The 20,603-nt window shown below is 37.9% G+C and carries 19 protein-coding genes; 13 read left to right on the top strand and 6 right to left on the bottom strand.

Annotated elements, in window-relative coordinates; translation table 11 throughout:
- Nucleotides 1–195 precede the first annotated feature (195 nt).
- A complete protein-coding gene (locus MHH33_RS17715; RefSeq protein WP_016428849.1) occupies nt 196–1,494 on the top strand; it encodes an NCS2 family permease in 1,299 nt (432 codons plus the stop codon).
- Between the two features lie 46 nt (nt 1,495–1,540).
- Here the strand turns inward: MHH33_RS17715 and MHH33_RS17710 are convergent, their stop codons facing one another.
- The gene (locus MHH33_RS17710; RefSeq protein WP_342542553.1) at nt 1,541–1,672 is read right to left on the bottom strand and encodes a hypothetical protein; all 132 of its coding nucleotides are present in this window, start codon (nt 1,670–1,672) and stop codon (nt 1,541–1,543) included.
- Between the two features lie 120 nt (nt 1,673–1,792).
- Nucleotides 1,793–4,192 (bottom strand): immune inhibitor A domain-containing protein, encoded by a 2,400-nt coding sequence (locus MHH33_RS17705; protein ID WP_342542551.1) that lies wholly within the window; start codon nt 4,190–4,192, stop codon nt 1,793–1,795.
- 402 nt (nt 4,193–4,594) lie between these two features.
- Between MHH33_RS17705 and MHH33_RS17700 the strand changes: the two genes are divergently transcribed.
- The 7 genes from MHH33_RS17700 (at nt 4,595) to MHH33_RS17670 (ending at nt 12,006) form a co-directional block, all read left to right on the top strand.
- A complete protein-coding gene (locus tag MHH33_RS17700) occupies nt 4,595–5,500 on the top strand; it encodes a TIGR01777 family oxidoreductase (protein ID WP_342542549.1) in 906 nt (301 codons plus the stop codon).
- Between the two features lie 146 nt (nt 5,501–5,646).
- A complete protein-coding gene (locus MHH33_RS17695; RefSeq protein WP_342542548.1) occupies nt 5,647–6,240 on the top strand; it encodes an SET domain-containing protein in 594 nt (197 codons plus the stop codon).
- A 362-nt stretch (nt 6,241–6,602) separates the two neighbouring features.
- Nucleotides 6,603–8,222 carry a spore germination protein gene (locus MHH33_RS17690; RefSeq protein ID WP_342542547.1) on the top strand — a complete coding sequence of 540 codons (1,620 nt, stop codon included), beginning with the start codon at nt 6,603–6,605 and terminating at the stop codon, nt 8,220–8,222.
- 3 nt (nt 8,223–8,225) lie between these two features.
- Complete coding sequence (locus tag MHH33_RS17685; RefSeq protein ID WP_342542546.1) at nt 8,226–9,422, top strand: Ger(x)C family spore germination protein; 1,197 nt, start codon at nt 8,226–8,228, stop codon at nt 9,420–9,422.
- Between the two features lie 2 nt (nt 9,423–9,424).
- Nucleotides 9,425–9,658 carry a hypothetical protein gene (locus MHH33_RS17680; RefSeq protein ID WP_342542544.1) on the top strand — a complete coding sequence of 78 codons (234 nt, stop codon included), beginning with the start codon at nt 9,425–9,427 and terminating at the stop codon, nt 9,656–9,658.
- A gap of 33 nt (nt 9,659–9,691) precedes the next feature.
- Nucleotides 9,692–10,807: an endospore germination permease gene (locus MHH33_RS17675; RefSeq protein ID WP_342542543.1), complete on the top strand. Its 1,116-nt coding sequence runs from the start codon at nt 9,692–9,694 to the stop codon at nt 10,805–10,807.
- A 92-nt stretch (nt 10,808–10,899) separates the two neighbouring features.
- Entirely contained in the window at nt 10,900–12,006 is a 1,107-nt protein-coding gene (locus MHH33_RS17670; protein ID WP_342542542.1) for an endospore germination permease, read from the top strand.
- Nucleotides 12,007–12,358: 352 nt separating this feature from the next.
- Here MHH33_RS17670 and MHH33_RS17665 read toward each other — a convergent pair whose 3' ends face one another.
- The 3 genes from MHH33_RS17665 to MHH33_RS17655 form a co-directional block, all read right to left on the bottom strand.
- The gene (locus tag MHH33_RS17665; protein ID WP_342542541.1) at nt 12,359–14,032 is read right to left on the bottom strand and encodes a ribonuclease J; all 1,674 of its coding nucleotides are present in this window, start codon (nt 14,030–14,032) and stop codon (nt 12,359–12,361) included.
- Between the two features lie 218 nt (nt 14,033–14,250).
- Nucleotides 14,251–14,439: a hypothetical protein gene (locus tag MHH33_RS17660; RefSeq protein WP_342542540.1), complete on the bottom strand. Its 189-nt coding sequence runs from the start codon at nt 14,437–14,439 to the stop codon at nt 14,251–14,253.
- A gap of 339 nt (nt 14,440–14,778) precedes the next feature.
- Nucleotides 14,779–14,901, bottom strand: coding sequence for a hypothetical protein (locus MHH33_RS17655; RefSeq protein WP_255349286.1), 123 nt, complete (start codon nt 14,899–14,901; stop codon nt 14,779–14,781).
- Between the two features lie 219 nt (nt 14,902–15,120).
- Here MHH33_RS17655 and MHH33_RS17650 point away from each other — a divergent pair, with 219 nt between their 5' ends.
- From MHH33_RS17650 to MHH33_RS17640, 3 genes are all read left to right on the top strand, one after another.
- Nucleotides 15,121–16,182 (top strand): hypothetical protein, encoded by a 1,062-nt coding sequence (locus MHH33_RS17650; RefSeq protein ID WP_342542539.1) that lies wholly within the window; start codon nt 15,121–15,123, stop codon nt 16,180–16,182.
- A gap of 137 nt (nt 16,183–16,319) precedes the next feature.
- Entirely contained in the window at nt 16,320–16,607 is a 288-nt protein-coding gene (locus MHH33_RS17645) for an ArsB/NhaD family transporter (RefSeq protein WP_147640311.1), read from the top strand.
- Between the two features lie 442 nt (nt 16,608–17,049).
- Nucleotides 17,050–17,715 carry a DUF2642 domain-containing protein gene (locus tag MHH33_RS17640; RefSeq protein WP_342542538.1) on the top strand — a complete coding sequence of 222 codons (666 nt, stop codon included), beginning with the start codon at nt 17,050–17,052 and terminating at the stop codon, nt 17,713–17,715.
- 86 nt (nt 17,716–17,801) lie between these two features.
- Here MHH33_RS17640 and MHH33_RS17635 read toward each other — a convergent pair whose 3' ends face one another.
- Nucleotides 17,802–18,005 (bottom strand): hypothetical protein, encoded by a 204-nt coding sequence (locus MHH33_RS17635; protein ID WP_016428835.1) that lies wholly within the window; start codon nt 18,003–18,005, stop codon nt 17,802–17,804.
- A 267-nt stretch (nt 18,006–18,272) separates the two neighbouring features.
- Here MHH33_RS17635 and MHH33_RS17630 point away from each other — a divergent pair, with 267 nt between their 5' ends.
- The gene (locus MHH33_RS17630) at nt 18,273–19,226 is read left to right on the top strand and encodes an RNA methyltransferase (RefSeq protein WP_342542537.1); all 954 of its coding nucleotides are present in this window, start codon (nt 18,273–18,275) and stop codon (nt 19,224–19,226) included.
- Between the two features lie 437 nt (nt 19,227–19,663).
- Nucleotides 19,664–20,587 (top strand): NAD-dependent epimerase/dehydratase family protein, encoded by a 924-nt coding sequence (locus tag MHH33_RS17625; protein ID WP_342542536.1) that lies wholly within the window; start codon nt 19,664–19,666, stop codon nt 20,585–20,587.
- Nucleotides 20,588–20,603 lie beyond the last annotated feature (16 nt).

Below are 20,603 nucleotides of genomic sequence, written 5' to 3'. Positions count from 1 at the left end.
ATACTATGAAATGATTGAAATCGCGAATAGAAAGGCGAGAATCGCGAATAGAACTTCCAAAACCGCGAATAGATCCCCATCTACGACCTCAAAAGATTGACAGATGACCTTTTTATGATTAGAATCCTTAGTGGCTTACCTGTTTATCAGGCAGAGCGGGTTGGGAGAGGGCTAATTTTATAGAAGGTTGAAAACATGTTTAATTGGTTTGACCGATTTTTCGGTCTTAAAACGAACGGAACGACGGTAAAGCGGGAAGTAATGGCAGGAATCATCGGATTTTTTACGGTGGTTTACATCATTGCGGTCAATGCACTTATCTTGTCTGAAGCGGGAATGCCGCTCGAAGCAGCGATTGTTGCAACGATTGCAGCTTCTGTGTTCGGATGTCTGATTATGGGCTTCTGGGGGAATGTGCCAATTTTGCTTGTACCAGGAATGGGAATCAATGCGTTGTTTTCCTATACGATGGTTCAATCAATGGGTCTTTCCTGGCAGGAAGCACTGGCTGTTGTTTTTGTGTCTGGCGTCATTTTTGTGTTCATTGCATTTACGCCTTTCTCGAGAATATTAAGTGCTGCTGTACCGCATTCACTCAAAGAAGCAATCACTGTCGGTCTTGGATTGTTCCTTATGCTAATTGGTCTAGAAAAAGGCGGCATCGTCGAAAAAGGCTCAAGTTCCATTTTGGCACTTGGGTCTTTGGGTGAAGCACATGTGCTTGCGACTGTCTTGACGTTTTTAGTAGCAATCGTGTTGTTCATCCGCAACGTACCTGGGAATTTTCTCATCACGATTGTGTCCGGAACCATCATTGCGTATTTCTTCGGATTGATTGATGTCAATCAGACAGACAATGCCTCTTTAGGCTTGGCTGACGCATTTGGTGCATTTGGTGCACTATCATTTGAGAATTTCCTGTCCATGACATTCTGGATTGCAGTATTTTCGCTGACAATGGTCATTGTCTTTGAGAACATTGGGCTAGTCCATGGGCACGTTGGATTTATCAACCGTCCAGACAGATTTAGTCGTGCGTTTCAGGCAAACTCAGTGTCTGCGATGATGTCCGGTATTTTCGGTACGAGTCCGACTGTTGCTTCTGTTGAAAGTGCTGCCGGAATGGTAGCGGGTGGTCGAACAGGACTGACAACCGTGACTGCAGGATTGTTGTTTTTAGTGGCTGCGTTTTTCATTCCGGTTATCAAACTGATTCCGGATAGCGCCATTGCACCGATTCTAATCATTATCGGCAGTTTGATGCTGCAGAACATTCGCAATCTCGAGTTGAAAGACTTGAGCGAAAGTTTCCCTGCACTGTTCATCATTGCAATGATTCCGTTCACTTATAGCATTGCTGATGGCATTGCAATCGGCTTCATCATGTATCCAATCCTGAAAATTGCGATTGGTAAATGGCGAGAAGTCTCGCCGGCACTTTACGTTATTGCAGGATTGTTCCTGATGAATTTCGTTGTTCATGTCATAGGCTAATTCAAAAAATGCACCCGCATATAAATAGCGGGTGCATTTTTCTATTTTAATCTCTTAACTGCTCAATAAAGGCATTCAATTGATCGAACGTTCCTGCCAACCCGTGTTGAATGACTTCATGGGCATCCTGGAATACGGAATGCTCCTCTTCAGTGGCAGAGACTGGAATCCCTCGCATGGCTAGGACGGTTTTGCTGTTTTCATCTTCGTCAGTAACAATGATAATAACTGAATAAATACAAAGTTAACCATATAAATGAAAAAAGCCCAATAACAGTAACGTTATTGGGCTTGATGGTTATTTGTAAATGACGATTGAACCAACAGACTTATCAGCAGCTTGACCATTTACAGTGATTTTCAAACCCAAAGACTGCAAATCGCGACCTGCATCTGGCATAAATGAATTGCTATATGAATTTGCATCATCAAACAATCGAACGCCTTGTTGGCTTGCATAATTCAACGTTTGAGTTGGATAAATCAGATTCAATCCAGATGTTTTATTCAATCCGAATGCTGCATCCGCTAAATGGTAGCGAGAACTTGCTTGAACCGGTGTACCATTTTTAATGTTCCATGTTAAATCGGTTTTCGTATGTGCATCAACAACCCCTAAGAAACCATCTCCAGGGTGAACCCCAGTCCAGTTATCCGTGTAACTGTCATCCACATACCACACGACTAAACCACCATCATAGCTCATTAGTGAATTACCACGAGCAATGTTGCCTAAACCTGCATCCACACCTGCATGATTTCTCCACTCTAGTAAATAGTAATGATTCATTAATTTATTACCATTGAAACGCTCAAACCCATTCAAAGTGAACTTAGTTGGTTCTGTTTCGGCGCCATCTTCTACGATTGTTTGTCCATCAGCTACTACTTTCACATTATCCGCAAAGAAACCAAGTTCCGAAGTACCCCAGTCCGTTACAGAACGTAAACGAAGTTTAATGTTTTGGCCTGCATATTCACTCAAATCGAACGATTGTTCAGTCCAACCATTGGAATGACCTGTTAGTCCTGGCATTGAATTTAGGATTGTTGGATAACCTTCAGCCACAACATCACTTCTCGTGTTTGCATTACCAAGAGATTTCCATGTCGCACCGTTGTCCTTAGAAACTTGTACAAATGCAAAATCCCATTTTTCTTCAATTTCGTACCAAGCATCAAAAGTTAATGTAGCAGAAGTTTTTCCTGTCAAATCAACGTTTGTCACCATGTTTGAATCGCTTTCATCTTTTTGACCACCCCAGAATTCGAAGTTACCAGATTTAGGTGTGTTCACAGGTGTTTCTTTTTTCGGTATGTTGATGCGAACAACTTGGTTGTTTTTACCGAGTGGTGAATTTGCTTGATCTAATAAAAACTGTGTACCTTTCGAAGAAACATCTTTCCATTCTAATACGGCTGGTTCAAACCATTCGCCACCTAATGTAGATTGGAAATATTGCTTAGCCCACGGAGAGAATCCAGTCGGTTCTGTTCCAGGAATTTTACCAGCCCAAGAACCTGCAGACATAATGGACCAATAAGCAACAGCTTCGCCTGTTCCAGAATAAGCAGTGTCATATTCATCCGGTAAGCCTAAGTCATGACCATACTCGTGAGCGAAAACACCAGTTGCCCCATCTTCCGGCATAACTGTGTAATCGTAGAAGCCAGGAAGACCTGCTCCAAGTCCATCTGGATCCACAAATGATGCTGAACGATGTGACCAAACTGCGTTATCACCTAATGAACCACCACCTGCTTCTTGTCCCATCCCAGAGTGAATGATTTGTAAGTGATCGACTAAACCGTCTGGCTCCCAGAAGTTACCGTCTCCATCTAAATCATGTGAATCTTCTAAATCGTAATCTTGTAATGGGACACCTGCTGCTTTAGCCGCGTTATATACATCTTTTACTAATATTTTCGATCCGCCGGGTGCAACATTATCATGACCGCCATTAGTTCTATCAGCACCATAAAATGCTGCAGTACCAGGAAGTTTTAACCATCCATATGCTTTTCCTTCAATCGTATACGTACCACCAGATTGTTCTTCATAATATTGTTTCTGTGAAACAAACGTTTCTCCATTCGGACCTTTCACGCCATTTTCACCGAAAATCATATCTTCGAAATGCTTCGTGTTGTAATCCTCGTAGTAGTTGTCTGTTTCATTTGGTTGGAGATTATTATGTTCAAAATCCGAGTATTCTACCATTAGTGTTAATAGTTTACCTTGTTTCACTACACCTGGTGATGCCCCTTCTTCAACAGGATCTGGTTGTTTTTTTAGATGCCCATTTTTTTTGCCATTTCCCTTTAATAAACCATTATTGAATTCTTTCTGTTTCTTCGCTTCGGCTTGTTTCACCTGTTTCGCTAATGGATCATCACTTACTTTGTTACTAGAGTCAGATTGACCTTTAGCAGCTAAATAATTATGCAATCCCTGTTGTTTTTGTGCTTCTGATGCATTAGCTGGTATTACACCACGTTTCATTAATGCTTTGATTAATTTCTCGTCATTTACAATTGAGAGGTCAATAGATCCTGCAAAATGAGATTGAGCAGAATGTGATACTTGTTGATGAAGAGGCGCTTCGGAAATTGGGCTTGCAAAGCCACCGGACATACCGGATAGCAATGTTCCTGCAAACACAACCGATGTAATACTAGATTTCCAAAACTTTTTCAATTCGTAACCCCCTTGAGATAGTTAATCTTTATTAGAATATTTGCAAAAGTGAGTTAAAACAATGAGTTAAAATGCTTGTTTCTTTCTAATAGATTCAGAGTCTTTTATACTATTTTTTTGAATATTCATATTCTTTCTACTTAGATTTTCTCTTCTTTTTTACGAATTATCTTATAGCTCGAGGTTTTCCTCGTTTTTTTGCAGTCATAAAAATAAGGTTAGATCTTAATTAATGATTTGAATTATGTAAACATTTTCGAGGTGTTTTTTTATTCGATTCATTCATCCACATTTCAGATGTATTTTTATCCCCTTTTTATTTTGATTGTAAGTGGAATTAAAGCATCCTTTTTACTCTCTCTTCGTCATGTTAAATAAACTGTCAGAAAACGGGTGGATGGTATGAAAAAGAAGGTGGTCTTAGCTGGAGGAACAGGTTTTATTGGACAATACTTGGAGGGGAAATTCACCGATTTAGGGTATGAAGTGGTGATTATTTCAAGACAGCCTCACCATATTGCGTGGTGTAATCAGACGGGTATTATTAGTGCTTTGAATGGTGCGGAAATGCTGATCAATCTTGCTGGTAAATCCGTTAACTGTCGTTACAATGACAAGAATAAAGAAGAAATCATGAGTTCCCGTACGAAGACGACTCAAATACTTGGAAACGCTCTGTTGGCTTGTGAAACTCCACCGCCATTATGGATCAATTCAAGTACAGCAACGATTTATCGTCATGCAGAAGATCGTCCCATGACGGAAACAAATGGGGAAATTGGCAACGGTTTTTCGGTAGATATAGCCAGAGCGTGGGAGCAATCCCTATTCGATTATCAACTTCCACATACTAGACTAGTGGCTTTACGCATGGCAATTGTACTTGGTGCAGAGGGTGGCGTGATGAAGCCTTACTTCAACTTGGTGCGCTTCGGGCTCGGTGGGGCACAGGGGTCAGGTAATCAAATGTTTAGTTGGATTCATATTGAAGATGTGTACCAGATTATTCTATTCCTTCAAGAAAGAACCGACTTGGAGGGTGTCTTTAATTTGTCTGCTCCACATCCCGTTTCTAATCGTGAATTCATGGAACAACTGCGCAAAGCAATGAATCGAAAGCTTGGATTGCCTTCCCCAAAATGGATGCTCGAAATCGGTGCTATCCTTATACGAACTGAAACAGAACTCATCGTGAAAAGTCGTTGGGTGTTGCCGGAGAGGCTCGAGAAAGAAGGGTTTCATTTTACGTTCGAAACAATTGAGAAGGCATTTCATCAAATCATCCTAAAGCAACAATCCATTTCTTAAAACACAAAACCTCCAGAAGAATCAACGATTCTTCTGGAGGTTTTGTGTTTTCGAATTAAGCGTTTTTAAACTTATCTTTCAACAAGTCATTCCCCAAGTGCATAGACTGGTTTTAATACCAACTTAGTAAAGGGGAATACTTAGATATGATACATCCGCATACGGAATTACGTTATATAAATGATGAAATGGGTTTTGGTGTATTTGCGACTCAATTTATTCCGAAAGGAACGATTACATGGGCACTGGACGACCTCGATCAAATACTGGAGCCCGACTATATTCATACGGTTGACGAGTACAGAAGCGAGTTATTGAAAAAATATGCATATCGAAACCAAGAAGGGAAGTACGTTTTATGTTGGGATTTAGGGAGATATGTGAACCACAGTTTTCATGCCAATTGCATGGGGACCGCTTATGAATTCGAGCTAGCCATCAGAGACATTTATCCAGGTGAACAGTTAACAGACGATTATGGAACTTTGAATATTGATGAACCTTTCGATTGTTTCCCTGAAGACGGGACGGAGCGGACGAGAGTTTACCCAGATGACCTTCTCCGTTACCACGAAGAATGGGATATAGTGGTCAGTGACGCTTTACAATATTTTAATAAAGTGGAACAACCGCTTCAACCACTCATTCAACCTGAATTCGTCGAGAAAGTAAGAATTGCAACAACAAAGCATTATCTGCCGGATTCAATTAAGTGCCTATACTATAATCGTCACCAATAACAATGGTAGCGTCTAAATTTAAAAAGCTTTCTAACCATAAAACGATAAAACCTACTCAGGGGTTTTATCGTTTTTTATTATTCTCTAATGAAATAACAAAATACGAATCTCATTTCTAATACATTTACAGTAGAAATTAGGTTTTCGAATTCTTTAGTTCTGCAAAAAATGGTTTACCCCCTTTATTTCAAAAGTTGCACTTAATATGACCAATAATATTGTATGAAATAAAGAAAAATTGAACATGCTTGTGAAGAAAGTTTATGTAGTAATTGGGTTAATTTTCTTGTAACTGACAAAAGGATTACCAAAAAAAAGTAAAGTTAGCAAAAATAAAAACGAAACAGTAAATGAGGTAGTGTATGGGCTTTTTCGAAAAGAAAATTAATAATAAAATACAACCCAATTCTACTTCAACTAGTCAAAGGACGAATAAAAGTCCAACAAAATATATAAAACCAAATCTTCAAGAGAATATACAAATAATTAAAGATTCACTTGGGGAAAGCTCTGATATTATCATTCGAGAAATTAATATTGGAAAAGATGGATCCATTAAAGCCGCTATCATATATACAGATGGGTTAACTGACACACCATCATTACAAAACTTCATTTTGGAAACGCTCATGTTGGATACCAAAGGGACGGAATTGCAGGAAAAGATATCTCCAGAACAAAATCTTATTAGCGTTTTAAAAGATTTTGCCATGACAGTAGGGGATATAAAAGATTTAACCGATTTCGATGTGCTTTTTACTGGTCTTTTATCGGGAGATACGGTTATTTTAATCGATGGTTATAAGCAAGGTTTAATCATTTCCAACAGACATTGGGTTGATCGGGGAGTAACCGAAGCATCATCTCAGATGGTAGTCAGGGGACCACGCGAAAGTTTCTCCGAAAATTTGCGTGTAAATACAGCCTTAGTTCGCAGGAAAATTAAAGACCCAAATCTTTGGATGGAATCAAAAATTATTGGAAAACGAACGAAAACGAACGTTGCCGTGATGTATATGAACGGCATTGCAAATGACAAAATAGTGAAAGAAGTCTGTTTGCGTTTGGATAAAATAAAAATTGATGCAATTCTTGAAAGTGGAAACATTGAGGAGTTGATTGAGGATGCACCTTTATCACCTTTTCCCACAGTTTTTAATACAGAACGTCCAGATATAGTCGCTGCGGCACTATTGGAAGGGCGCATAGCTATTTTAGTTGATGGAACACCCTTTGTACTGATTGTTCCAGCAGTATTTGTTCAATTTTTTCAATCTTCCGAGGACTACTATCAACGTGCAGATATTGCGAGTCTTATTCGGCTTCTTCGTTTTTTTGCATTTGCAATTGCTTTATTGGCACCATCATTATTTATTGCAATCACCACTTTTCATCACTCAATGCTACCACCTGCACTCCTTATCAGTTTGACAGCCCAACGGGAAGGCGTCCCATTTCCGGCATTTGTTGAAGCAATAATAATGGAAGTCACCTTTGAACTTTTGCGTGAAGCAGGTATAAGAATGCCTAGAAACATCGGTGCAGCCATGTCTATAGTAGGGGCATTTGTTATTGGAACAGCAGCCGTTGAAGCAGGCATAATTTCTGCTGCGATGGTCATCGTAGTTTCAATAACAGCCATTTCAAGTTTTGTTTCCCCTACTTATGACTTGGCTATCGCTGTCAGGATGTTGCGCTTTGTATTTATGGCAATCGCAGCATCGTTCGGTTTGTTTGGAATTACGATAGGTTTAATTGCTCTTATTCTGCATTTATGCAGTTTACGTTCTTTTGGCATACCATATATGTCTCCATTAGCTCCATTTAATATTTCCGATCAAAAGGACACGTTTATTCGTTTGCCTAAATGGAAAATGTTTACTCGACCTCGCCTAATCAATCAACAAAATATGACTCGTCAAAAAGATTCCGCCTCTGCAAAACCACAACCAACAAAAAATGAGGAGTATGAAAGGGAGTAAACGATGAAAAAGTGCATGTTTGTACTGCTGATTCTCAGCCTCTTTCTTACGGGGTGTTGGGACCGGAGGGAATTAAATGAGCTTGGCATTACATTAGCATTAGGCATCGATAAAGTAGAAGATGAATACCAAGTAACTGCTCAAGTGGTTGTACCTTCTGAAATATCAGCGAAAGCAAGTACTGGGCGTTCACCGGTAACCCTGTTTCAGGCGAAAGGGGAAACGGTATATGAAGCTCTTCGAAAAATGACAAAGAACTCGCCACGAAAAATATATCCTGGTCATCTTCGAATGCTTGTGATCGGTGAGGATTTAGCTGAAGAAGGTATAGGCGAATCCTTAGAGTTACTGTCAAGAGATTGGGAACTTCGATCTGATTTTTATGTTGTTATTGCTAAGGATGTGACCGCGGAAGAGATACTAAATGTCACAACAACTCTTGAAGCCATACCCGCTAATAAAATGTTTAACACGCTTAAAACGTCAGAAACTGCCTGGGCCGCAACGAACGGCATTATATTAGATGAGCTGATAACAGATCTAACAAATGAAGGAAAAGAAGCGGTATTAACGGGGATTCTAGTAACAGGGAACCAAGAAATAGGAACAAGCAAACAGAATGTAGAATCAATTACTCCTGAAGCGCGAATTATATATGATGAATTAGCTGTGTTTAAAAAAGATAAACTGTTGGGCTGGTTAACTGAAGAGGAAAGCAGAGGATATAATGACATCACCAACTCAGTGAAAAATACAGTAAGTGTAATATCTTGTCCTAAAGAAGGAAAAATTTCTATAGAAATCATTCAGTTAAAATCTGACGTTAAAGGTAAAATGAATAAAGGAAAACCCGAAGTAGACGTCAATATTAAAGTAAAAGGAAATGTAGGGGATGTAGAATGTCCAATTAATCTTAGTGAACCAAAAACATTTGCTGAGCTAGAGAAAATTACGGAAAAAAAAATGGAAGATACCATTAATCAGACCATTGAATCGGTACAAAAACAATATGAATCAGACATATTTGGATTTGGTGAAGCCATTCATCGATCCAATCCGAAAGAATGGAAAAAGATTAAAAGGCAGTGGAGGGATGAAGGATTTTCTGAGTTGTCAGCGAACGTTAAAGTTGATGTGAAACTTCAGCATACGGGTACAGTAACTAATTCCTACCTAGAAGATGTAAAGGAAATTAAATAATCATGTTGAAAAGTATAGGAATACTCCTGATTGCTGTTACCATTCTGTGGATTGAAGTTCCTCCTCTATTGGAAAAAAAGTATAAAAAAGAGTTGCTTGTGTTTGCTATACTTCTTGCTATTGCCGTAGGAATAAGTATTACACTAGGAGTTGGAAAATCTATTCCAACTCCATTAGATTTACTCACTTTTGTGTTCAAACCTCTTAATGATGTTATTGCTCATTTGTTAAAGTAAAAGAACAGTGTGGAGCGGAAGGTATGATATGAAATGATGCAAGACGTTAAAATAAACTCGTACCAATTTCTAATTTTAGTTATTTTTTTTACGATTGGTACAAGTCTCTTAACTGTACCATCAGTATTAGCAGCCGACGCGAAACAAGACGCTTGGATTGCCGCTATAATTGGTACGGGAATCGGGTTATTGTTCATATGGCTATTCATCACTATAGCTCTTTGGTTCCCTCACCTCACCATTATCCAAATCAATGAAAAAGTATTTGGAAAATGGATAGGTAAAGCCTTTTCTGTTTTTTTTGTACTCACGACTTTACTTTATACTTCAGAACTTTTGTTTTATTGTGGGACATTCCTAAACATCCATGCGCTGCCAAGTACTCCAATGGTAGTCCTTAGTATTCTTATGGTGGGGGTAGTGGTGATGGGAGTCCGTCTTGGATTGGAAACCATCGCTCGTTCTGCAGAAATCTTAATTGCCGTTTTCTTCGTCCTTTTTTTCATTTTAGTGGTGTTTATTTCACCTGAAATCAAGTTTGAAAACATACAGCCTGTATTTGAGGTGGGTACGAAAAAGATCGTTCAATCATCCTTATTTTATTTCGTAGTATCTTCAGTTAATGCCGTTATTTTATTAATGATTTTTCCTTCCTTTATTAACAAAATGAAACAAGGTAAAAAATCCTTTTTATTCGGAAACTTAATAGGTGGCATCGTCATTATTATTATTACATTTTTGAGTGTTGCTGTATTAGGTTATGAGAATACTGCAAGACAGTCTTTTCCTAGCTATGAATTGGCTAAAAGGATAAATGTTGGGGATTTTGTACAGCGTATCGAGGGGTTAATGGCTACACTTTGGATTATTGCGCTCTACTTTAAGACAGTACTTTATTTTTATGCTTCCGTTTTAGGTACGGCACAAATTCTAAATTTGAAAGATTACCGCCCTTTAACACTCCCCTTAGGCATGATTGCTGTTGTCCTTTCTCTCGTGATTTATCCTAACGTCATTTACCAACAAAAATGGGACAGTACAACGGGTAATTCCTTATCATTGTCATACGGATTTTTTTTACCTCTTTTGCTGGTAGTTATATATGGGTTACGAAAAAAGAAATTAAAAAAAGAGGCCAGAAATCCTTAGGAAAAAATTTGCTAAAAGCCAAGTTGGAAATGTATTGCCAACTCAGTGACAGGTACCCGGGAGTCCTATTGGAGCGGAAGGTATGATATGAAATGATGAAGGATGTAAAAATAAATTCGTACCAATTTCTTGTTCTAGTCACCCTATTTACGATTGGTTCGAGCATCTTGCTTGTACCATCAGGCTTAGCTCAAAATGCGAAGCAAGACGCTTGGATTGCCGCGATATTCGGGATGGGGATTGGGTTACTAGTCATTTGGCTATTTTGCACAATAGGGAAATGGTTTCCAAATCTCACTTTTATTGAAATCAATAATAAACTCTTTGGGAAATGGATAGGGACAATATTTTCTCTTTTATTTGTGTCGCTTTCTTTTCTTTATACCACTAATCTTCTAGCTCATTCTGGAACTTTTCTAAATATCCATGTGCTGCCAACTACTCCAATGGTAGCGCTAAATACACTTATGGGAATGATTATCATGATGGGTGTTCGTCTTGGGTTAGAGACAATCGCTAGGTCGGCCGAAATCTTAATTGTTGTTTTCTTCTTCCTATTTCTCATTTTAGTGGTGTTTATTTCACCAGAAATCAAGTTTGAAAACATACAACCTGTATATGAGGCAGGAACAAAAAAAATTGTTCAATCATCCCTGAATTTAGTGGTTTACTCTTCTGTCAATGCTGTTATTTTGGTAATGATTTTTCCTGCATTTATAAACAAAGCTAGACAAGGAAAAAAATCCTTTTTAATTGGAAACTTAATAGGTGGAATCGTCACCATCATCATTACATTTTTGTGTGTTGCGGTATTAGGTGCCGAGAATACTACAAGACAGTTATATCCTGGCTATGAATTGGCTAAAAGGATAAATATCGGGGATTTTGTACAGCGTATCGAGGCGTTAATGGCCGCCTTTTGGATTATTGCGCTCTACTTTAAGGCGACCCTTTATTTTTACGCTTCCGTTTTAGGGATTGCACAAATTTTAAATTTAAAAGATTATCGTCCCTTAACTATACCGTTAGGCATGATTGCCATTGCCCTTTCTCTTGTGGTTTATCCAAACGTTATCTACCAAAAAAATTGGGACAGTACAACGCTTGTTTCATATTCATTATCAATAGGATTATTTTTACCTCTTTTGTTAGTAGTTATATATGCGTTACGCAAAAACCAATTAAAAAAAGAATCCTGAACATCATTAATATCGTCAAAGCTTATTCGACAATGCATGATCTACTCAGTAACTGAAACCTGGGAACTCTTGAAGAGGAATTTTAGTATGATGCATTTGGGTGTGAGTAAAAAGTAAATGGAATAACTTATAATAATTTTATATATTGTCCACTAAACACCCATCTTCTGTTTTCGAAGATGGGTGTTTGCAATCGACTATGTTCGTGACCTTCTCCTCAAGGGTATGAATCGTTATCATATCGAATTGGAAAATGACGAAACCTTTTTTAAATGACATACCAGTATATAAATTTAAAAAAGCGAACTCCTTTAATTTATGGAGTTCGCTTTTATTCATGTATGCAATCAAGTTAAATCTCGATAATGATAGGTAGAATCATCGGCTTTCTTTTCGTTTTTACAAATATAAACTTCCCTAAGGTAGCTTTAATGCTTTGCTTCAGTACGTTACGCTGACGTCCATTCGCTGATTCAGTTGTTTGGATGGTAGTCAACACTAATCGATCCACTTCCTTCATCAGTTCTTCAGCATCACGTGCATAGACGAAGCCCCGGGAAATGGTATCAGGTCCGGAAATAATTTGACCATCGGACTTACTGAGAGTAATGACGATGACAATCATCCCGTCTTCAGATAGAAGCTTGCGATCCCGCAACACAATGTTTCCTACATCCCCAATCCCTAATCCGTCGACAAAAATGTTGCCGGAAGGGACCTTTCGCGTTTGGCGTGCAATGGAGTTGTTTACGTCTACTACGTCTCCATTGCTGATGATAAAGACATTTTCTCTTTCCACACCAACTGATTCGGCTAATAACCGATGCTGATGTAGCATTCTGAGCTCTCCGTGAATTGGGATAAAATATTTCGGTTTCATCAACGTCAGCATCAGTTTCAATTCTTCTTGGCAGGCATGTCCGGAAACATGCATCCCTGTAGCACTACCAGAACCATAAATGACTTTTGCTCTTAACCGATACAAATTATCGATAACTCGTGAAACATTCCGTTCATTTCCAGGTATAGGTGACGAAGCGAAAATCACAGTATCTTCAGGCAGGATTTCTACTTGACGATAGTTGGAGCTTGCTAAGCGCGATAAAGCCGCCATGGTTTCCCCTTGGCTTCCTGTACAAAGAATAGCTACGTTTTCTGGAGCCATTCGCTTGATATCATGCGGGTCAATAATCATGCCCTCGGGAACATTTAAATAGCCCTTCTCCATAGCAACAGAAACCACATTCACCATACTGCGTCCGAGTAGGACAAGTTTTCGGTTTGTTTTTTGGGCGGCATCCACGACTTGTTGAACTCGATGAACATTGGATGCAAATGTTGAAATAAATACTTTCCTGTTCGCTTTGCGGAAGGCATCTTCAATGTGTCCGCCAACTAAAGATTCTGATGGAGTAAATCCAGGACGTTCCGCATTTGTACTTTCTGATAATAATACAAGAACACCATTCTTGCCGATTTCAGCCATTTCATGAATGTCCGCATATTCATTATTCACTGGAGTTAAATCGAATTTAAAGTCCCCGGTATGAACAACCGTACCTTCAGGTGTGTGAAAGGCAATTCCTAAACAATCTGGGATGCTGTGGTTTGTTTTAAAGAAGGTACATGTAATGGCATTGAAGTTGATTTTTGACTTGGAATCAATCAAATTCATTTCAGTTTGTCGTAATAGTCCGTGTTCTTTCAACTTGATTTCAATTAATCCCAACGTCATTCTTGTGGCATAAATCGGCATATTCAATTGTTTTAATAAGTATGGGATGCCCCCAATATGATCTTCATGACCATGGGTAACAATTAAAGCTCGAACCTTTTCCTTGTTTTCCTGTAAATAGGAAATATCTTGAATGATTAAATCTATGCCAAGTAAGCTTTCATCTGGAAATTTAGATCCGCAGTCGATGACTACGATATCGTTTTCAACTTGCAGGACATACATGTTTTTTCCGATTTCATTTACGCCGCCAAGGGCGAAAATGGATAATGAGTTTTCTATCGTTTCCAAATTAAATATCCTCCTATTTTAAATCGCTATAAGAAGTATTCCCACGCGCCTTTCTTTTTATGAGGATTAGGGAAAAGTTTCTGTATCAAAAAAGGACAACGAATATCATGTAGCGACTGAAAACAACGCACAAATCCTATTAAGAGACATTGGATGTATAGATAGAAAACAAAATGAAACGAACCACCTTTTACACGAATAAAAGATGGTTCGTTTGATTAATGCTGTTTCTTTTTTGGCTGCTTGATAATGGATTTTCCTTCATTTTCCACATGGTACTCTTTTTCGATTTCCTCATTCAACGTTTCATCTTCAAACTTATTATCAAGAAAAACTTGAACGCCGTTTACACTGACAATCGTATTGGCAGGGTCAGAAAAAATCTCTTTTTCACGATTACTGCTCATCGGTATTCACTCCAATTGGGTATCGCTTAATTAGCTTTTGTTTCTATTCCCTTGAGTTGCTGATTTCCCATCTTGCTTTCCAGTTTTATTGCCGAGTTAGGGAATTCGCGAGAAAACTCTTCTTGCTTATGCTGGAGTTTTTGTTTCAAAGCTTTCGGTGTTTGTGCAACGAATTTTTATTGTTGCTTGATGTTGTCTCTCCCCATATAAGAAAGTATGGCTTAAAAAAGGGATTTTGATGTAACTGAAAAATATCCTATTAATCTTTTATTAACGCTACGCGATAGGGAAACAACTTAGCCTCCATTATGCCTTCTTTTATTGCGGGGTCGTTTTCCATCAAAGTATTTGCTTCTTCTTCGGAGTGATGCTGAACATATTATTTTCTTTATCAGTCCAATTTGATTCTTCAAGTAATGAAGGAATTAATTTCAGTTGATATAAAAATTGCATTTTTCCCACTGCGAAACCTCCAGTATATATTCTACAATTTAGTCACCAATTTCTTTGAATTAGGAAAGCAATCAAAAACAGCACGATAATAATTGATTAATTCACCTATGCACAATGGAAGTCATAGACATATACATAATCATAAACTTAATAATTTGCCCTAAATAAAATTAATGAGGCATTTTTATTTGTTTTGCAATGACAAGACAGAAGAAAGGGGAAAACGGGATGAAAGATGAGTATTTAATCTCATTAGTTGGAAGGTCAGTTCAAGTTTACAAAGGTGGTCCCGATTCAAATGTAGGCGTTTTACTGGATGTCAACGATGATTATTTAACCCTACAAAAAGAAGATGGCGAAATTATTTATTACAAAACCGCTCACATTAAAAGTATTAAAGAAAATTCCCAGATTCGATTTAATTCTATTTTAAGAGTGTATGATTCCAATTACCTAGTTAAAGCAGCCAAGTTTAATGAAGTTGCGGGTCATTTCAAAGATCAAATTATCCAGATTAATGGGAAAGGTCCAGAATCCAAGTTTGGGACACTGATTGATGTAAAGGACGACTTCTTTGTTCTTCATACTGAGCAGGACGGATTAATTTTTTACAAAGAACAACATATCAAAAGTTTTAGTCACGCTATACCCACGACCAATAACGTCGATGTAAAAGATGAGGAAGTAAAGGTAGAGGAAACGTTAACGGACGAAGCTACTGAAGATGAAGCAATCTTAAAAATGAACGAAATAAAAGATGTTTATGATCAAATTACTGCAGACAATACCAATGGTTTATTGAAAAATCTGACATACTCTTGGATTAAAATAAATAGAAAAGGTCCGGAAAGTATAGAAGGTCTATTAACCGAAGCCAATGATGAATACCTAGTAATGGTTGTTAACAACGAAATCTTCCGAATTGCTAACTATCATGTGAAAAATTTCAGTCTAAATATTAATAAATCAGAAGAGAAAAAAACTGAAGAAGAAAATGCCAAACAAACTGAAGAAGAAAATGCCCAACAAACAAAGTCAAAAAAAGGCAAGGAATCAGACGGAGACCAAGAAACATCAAAAAACTCGTCAAAAAAAGGCAAGGAATCAGACGGAGACCAAGAAACATCAAAAAACTCGTCAAAAAATGGCAAGCAATCAGATGGAAACCAAGAATCATCAACCTATACAAGTTCAACCTATACAAGATTAACGTATGAAGAAGAATTGTATCTTGCGATGATGCGAAGAAATAAACGCATGAAGAGAAAAGCACAAAAAAGGAAAAAGTAATCATCCTACAAAAAAAGGATGAAAGACCTGTAGTTGAACAAACTGCAGTCACAGTCGTCTTTACCATCCACTCTCAATAGAGTCGCAGTCAATACAAATTGAACGTAATAATAAGAAAAAAATGAAATTCCGTTTTAATGGGATTAATCCAAATGCATAAATATGAACTTGTTAATACATTTACAATTTTTGCACTCACAACTTTGTTCATCCTTTGGAGACCCCAGGGAATAAATGAATCCATCCCTGCACTTTGTGGAGCACTTCTACTTATTGTTGCAGGTGTGGTGCAATTTAGTGATGTTCTTGAAATATTTAAGCTGGTAAGCGGACCATCCATCACGATCATTTCGACAATTGTCATTTGTATTGTTTTGGAAAGTAAAGGAGTTTTCTGGGGGGTTGCGGTTAATCTGGCTAATTAAGCAAAGGATCTGGACTAAAACTATTCCTGTATGATTGTGTTTTTAATGACCATCTTCTTCAATAATGACGGAAGTATTCTGATTACCACTCCAATCATCCTACATATCGTAAGCATGTCTCGGTTGAAACACATCAAAAATTGCCTAATTTATTCGCAGGAGTATTTATTGCGACGTCTGCCAGTTTGCCAATCGGTGAGAGAGTAATATAGCAAATCTAATTGGTTTAAAAATGGTTGGTTTAGATTTGATTTCCTATAGACATTTCGCTTTCGTTCCTTCCATGATTGGAATTGCGACGCTTAATTTACTTATCGATCTTCTTTTTAAGAAAGAAATACCGAAGACCAGCATTATTGGTTATTCCAGCGACTCTTTTCGTCACGTTAGTTATATTTAATTTGTGGCTTCTCTTCATTTTATAAGTAAAGGAGTTGAATAAATGAATAGTCTCGATTCTTATATAGGTCAAATAATAGATGTTGAAGTATCCTCCAAAAAATCAATCATAGGAAAGCTTCTGGAAGTAGGTTCGGATATTATTGTCCTCTTTAACGGTCAACATTATGTGTATTTGCCAGTCGTGCATCTTATCTCCGTAAAAAAAGTGGAAACAACGTATACTGAAGAATACATTAATAATGATATGTCACCGTTTGAAAAAGAGGAAAAGCAGCTATCCATGAAACAGATATTAACGAACGCGTCTGGTAAATTTGTAGAACTTTTTTTAACCGGAAGTCATACAGTACATGGTTATATCCGATATGTCAAAGAAGACTATATTGTGTTCGATTCGCCAGCATTTAAAACGATTTACATTCCAATCGTCCATCTTAAATGGCTAATCCCCTATATCAACCAAACCCCTTATCAAATTAAGATAGGTCAACAACTTAATTCTTCTGACGAATCATTCGCTCACACGTTTAAAGAGCAAATAAAAATGCATATCGGGAAAATAGTGCTATTTGATTTAGGAAAAGATTCCGGAAAAATAGGGATTTTAAACCAAGTCGATCCTGTTTTGGTGGAGTTGGTTACAGGGAATGGGAAAACCATTTATTTGAATATGACCCATCTCAAGTCAATGCATGAAGGAAAATAAAAACAGGCATTTGTGCCTTTTATATAGAAAAAGAAGCAGGCATCCCCTTAGGAATCCTGCTTCTTTTCATGTGAGTTGAGAAAAAACTATTTGTTATTTTTTCGTTTTTGAGCAGTTTGGCTTTGCCCTGATTGTGTGGCTTTATTAATGATTTCAGTCAATTCACGAGAGAATTCTTCTCGCCCTGTTAGAGCACCATTTGTTTGCCCAGTTTTTGGTGGTGTTTTCGTTTTGTTTCGGTTGTTGTTACCTGAAGAGTTACCTGAAGAATTCTGATTGTTTTTTGGCATTTGATCATGTCTCCTTTCAAGTTGGCCGTACATAGTAAGTATGGCTTAAAATGTATTTCTTCATGTATGGTCATAAAATTTTTCTGAAATAATTTTATCGATAAAAATTATTTATTTTTTATTAAATTATCGATAAAAATAAAGATGAATAGAAAAACAAGTTTGCAATTATTCATCACATTTCCGGCATAAATATTCACCAGTTGTTATACTAACAAGGTACTGCTCTTCACGAAGTAAAGGGGCATGAAAAAGGATGGGAATAACTTGAATCAACTAGAACGAACAGGTGAATTTATTTATACATACGCATACACCAATGACGAAGAATCTTTATGTCATTTGGAAATGCGTTCATTTTTTGATATGGATACACATACTAAAATAATCAAAAGCTCGAATGAAATAAATCCGAGCAGAAGTCCATTTATGAAAGAACGAATAGAAGTAATTTTTGAAGGTGATGAGCTCTCGGATATTTTGAAGCAAGTGGAAGTCGTAAATATGATGGAATCCACTTTTAAAGTCATTTTTGTCAAAATCAATGACTTGGCTCTAACGGAAAAAGTGGACTACCAACAAAAGCGAGAAATCGAACGTGAAATTGGAATGATCATTGAAGGGGAAGCAGATGTTCATCACCCCGATATGACATTTGGATTAGTGCCATTCGATGGACGTTGGTATTTTGGGGAGTACCTAAAAAGTGAAGCTGTTTGGTTGCACCATTTAAAAAAACCGCGTGAGTATTCAACAGCACTTAGCACACGAGTGGCCCGTGCGGTGGCAAATATTGCCGTTCCAAAACCAGATGATGTGAAAGCAATCGATCCGTGCTGTGGAATCGGTACTGTCCTGGTAGAAGCACTTTCAATGGGAATCGATATAGTCGGCCGCGATATTAATCCGTTGGTCGTTCTAGGATCACGTGAAAACATTGCGCATTTCGGATTAACAGGGGATGTTGACCTTGGCCCAATCGCGGAAGTGACGTCTAACTATGATGCCACCATTATTGATATGCCATACAATCTCTACACACATGCCACACCTGAGGATCAACTATCCATCCTCAAGCATGCACGGCCTTTTTCTAAGAAGCTCGTGGTCGTTACGATTGACACAATCGATCACATGATTGAAGAAGCGGGTTTTCACATCATCGACAGATGCGTAGCCAAAAAAGGCATATTTTCCAGAGAAATTTTAGTGTGCCAGTAACTTGAATTAATAAAGCCTGTCCTCCAATTTAATGGGAGACAGGCTTTTTTTAAGAAGAGTTTATAGGTAACTTATACAATTCTTTATCGTGCATTTGAGCTTACCGCATGTCCCGCATTAGCCAACAATTAATCAGTAATGTTCCAAAACCAAAAGTAATTAGCACAGTCAGTCTTGCAATAAGATATTCCTACACTTCATTGATCCCTTACCAATATATTAATTTTTATTCGTTTTATCATAACATCGTTATGTTTAGTTGGATAGTTTTACCATATAAGGAGCCGTTCTACTGTCTATTCAAGAAGCAGTCTTTTTCTGTAATTTTAATTGTTTTGTTAAAACATATAAAACTACTAGATTTCTTATCGTAACTGGAATGTGACTACTATAAGTGGCATAGGATAAAACCAAACACAAAAAGAAATGGTGATGTTATGAAAGTATTGGTAACCGGTGGTGCGGGCTTTATAGGTTCTTTTATTGTAGAAGAAGTAATGAATATCGGATGGGAGCCCATTGTAGTCGATGACTTGAGCACAGGCAATTTGAGCTTTGTGCCGAAAAGTGTGCCTTTTTACAATATCGATATTCGTTCCGATACCTTGGAACAGGTTTTTCGCATGCACAATCCAGAAGTCGTCATACATCAAGCGGCACAAGTGTCTGTGGAGTTTTCAACACAACAACCTTTGACAGATTGCGAGATTAATACGTTAGGAACGTTAAATATATTGAAGCTTTGCGCAAAATACAAGGTTTCCAAACTAGTATATGCTTCATCAGCAGCGGTATATGGATCGGCAAAAGAGATGCCGTTGAAAGAAGAACATCGTATTTTGCCCATTTCTTTTTATGGACAGTCCAAATATTCTGCCGAGCAGTACATTCACTTATTCCATCAACTGTACGGATTGCCTTACACGATCCTTCGCTATAGCAATGTCTATGGTATGAGACAGAATATGCTTGGCGAAGCAGGTGTTGTGAGTATTTTTATTAATCAAGCCATTCGTAATACAGGGGTCACCGTTTACGGTGACGGTAGCCAGACAAGGGATTTCATTTTTGTGAAGGACGTGGCAAAGGCAAACATACAGGCAGTAGCATTTGGCGGGAGTGGAGCGTTTAATATCAGTACGAACCAGCCCATTTCGTTAAATAAACTGCTTGCCATTTTGCAAGAATCGATTCATCGGCCATTAGACATCACTTACACAGATTCTAGAGCCGGGGATATTAAGGACAGTTCTTTATCCTTCGACAAGGCAAGGGAGTTCCTGCAATGGGAACCTCGAACTAGTTTTGAAATTGGTTTGAAAGAAACAGTAGCCTATTATCAAAATCAAGTTCCCAAATAAATTTTGTGTAAAGAAA

It is taken from the genome of Paenisporosarcina sp. FSL H8-0542 (assembly GCF_038632915.1).
Taxonomy (GTDB): Bacteria; Bacillota; Bacilli; order Bacillales_A; family Planococcaceae; genus Paenisporosarcina.
The sequence above is the reverse complement of the archived record's forward strand: the minus strand, read 5'-3'. Positions and strand labels throughout refer to the sequence as shown.

Excerpts from the sequence above, each read along its gene's own strand:
- MHH33_RS17650 (WP_342542539.1), top strand. The coding sequence starts at position 15,121 with ATGAAAGATGAGTATTTAATCTCATTAGTTGGAAGGTCAGTTCAAGTT.
- MHH33_RS17625 (WP_342542536.1), top strand. The coding sequence starts at position 19,664 with ATGAAAGTATTGGTAACCGGTGGTGCGGGCTTTATAGGTTCTTTTATT.
- MHH33_RS17685 (WP_342542546.1), top strand. The coding sequence starts at position 8,226 with ATGAAAAAGTGCATGTTTGTACTGCTGATTCTCAGCCTCTTTCTTACG.
- MHH33_RS17700 (WP_342542549.1), top strand. The coding sequence starts at position 4,595 with ATGAAAAAGAAGGTGGTCTTAGCTGGAGGAACAGGTTTTATTGGACAA.
- MHH33_RS17635 (WP_016428835.1), bottom strand. The coding sequence starts at position 18,005 with ATGCCAAAAAACAATCAGAATTCTTCAGGTAACTCTTCAGGTAACAAC.
- MHH33_RS17640 (WP_342542538.1), top strand. The coding sequence starts at position 17,050 with ATGAATAGTCTCGATTCTTATATAGGTCAAATAATAGATGTTGAAGTA.
- MHH33_RS17675 (WP_342542543.1), top strand. The coding sequence starts at position 9,692 with ATGATGCAAGACGTTAAAATAAACTCGTACCAATTTCTAATTTTAGTT.
- MHH33_RS17645 (WP_147640311.1), top strand. The coding sequence starts at position 16,320 with ATGGGATTAATCCAAATGCATAAATATGAACTTGTTAATACATTTACA.
- MHH33_RS17680 (WP_342542544.1), top strand. The coding sequence starts at position 9,425 with ATGTTGAAAAGTATAGGAATACTCCTGATTGCTGTTACCATTCTGTGG.
- MHH33_RS17690 (WP_342542547.1), top strand. The coding sequence starts at position 6,603 with ATGGGCTTTTTCGAAAAGAAAATTAATAATAAAATACAACCCAATTCT.
- MHH33_RS17695 (WP_342542548.1), top strand. The coding sequence starts at position 5,647 with ATGATACATCCGCATACGGAATTACGTTATATAAATGATGAAATGGGT.
- MHH33_RS17670 (WP_342542542.1), top strand. The coding sequence starts at position 10,900 with ATGATGAAGGATGTAAAAATAAATTCGTACCAATTTCTTGTTCTAGTC.
- MHH33_RS17660 (WP_342542540.1), bottom strand. The coding sequence starts at position 14,439 with ATGAGCAGTAATCGTGAAAAAGAGATTTTTTCTGACCCTGCCAATACG.
- MHH33_RS17715 (WP_016428849.1), top strand. The coding sequence starts at position 196 with ATGTTTAATTGGTTTGACCGATTTTTCGGTCTTAAAACGAACGGAACG.
- MHH33_RS17710 (WP_342542553.1), bottom strand. The coding sequence starts at position 1,672 with ATGCGAGGGATTCCAGTCTCTGCCACTGAAGAGGAGCATTCCGTATTC.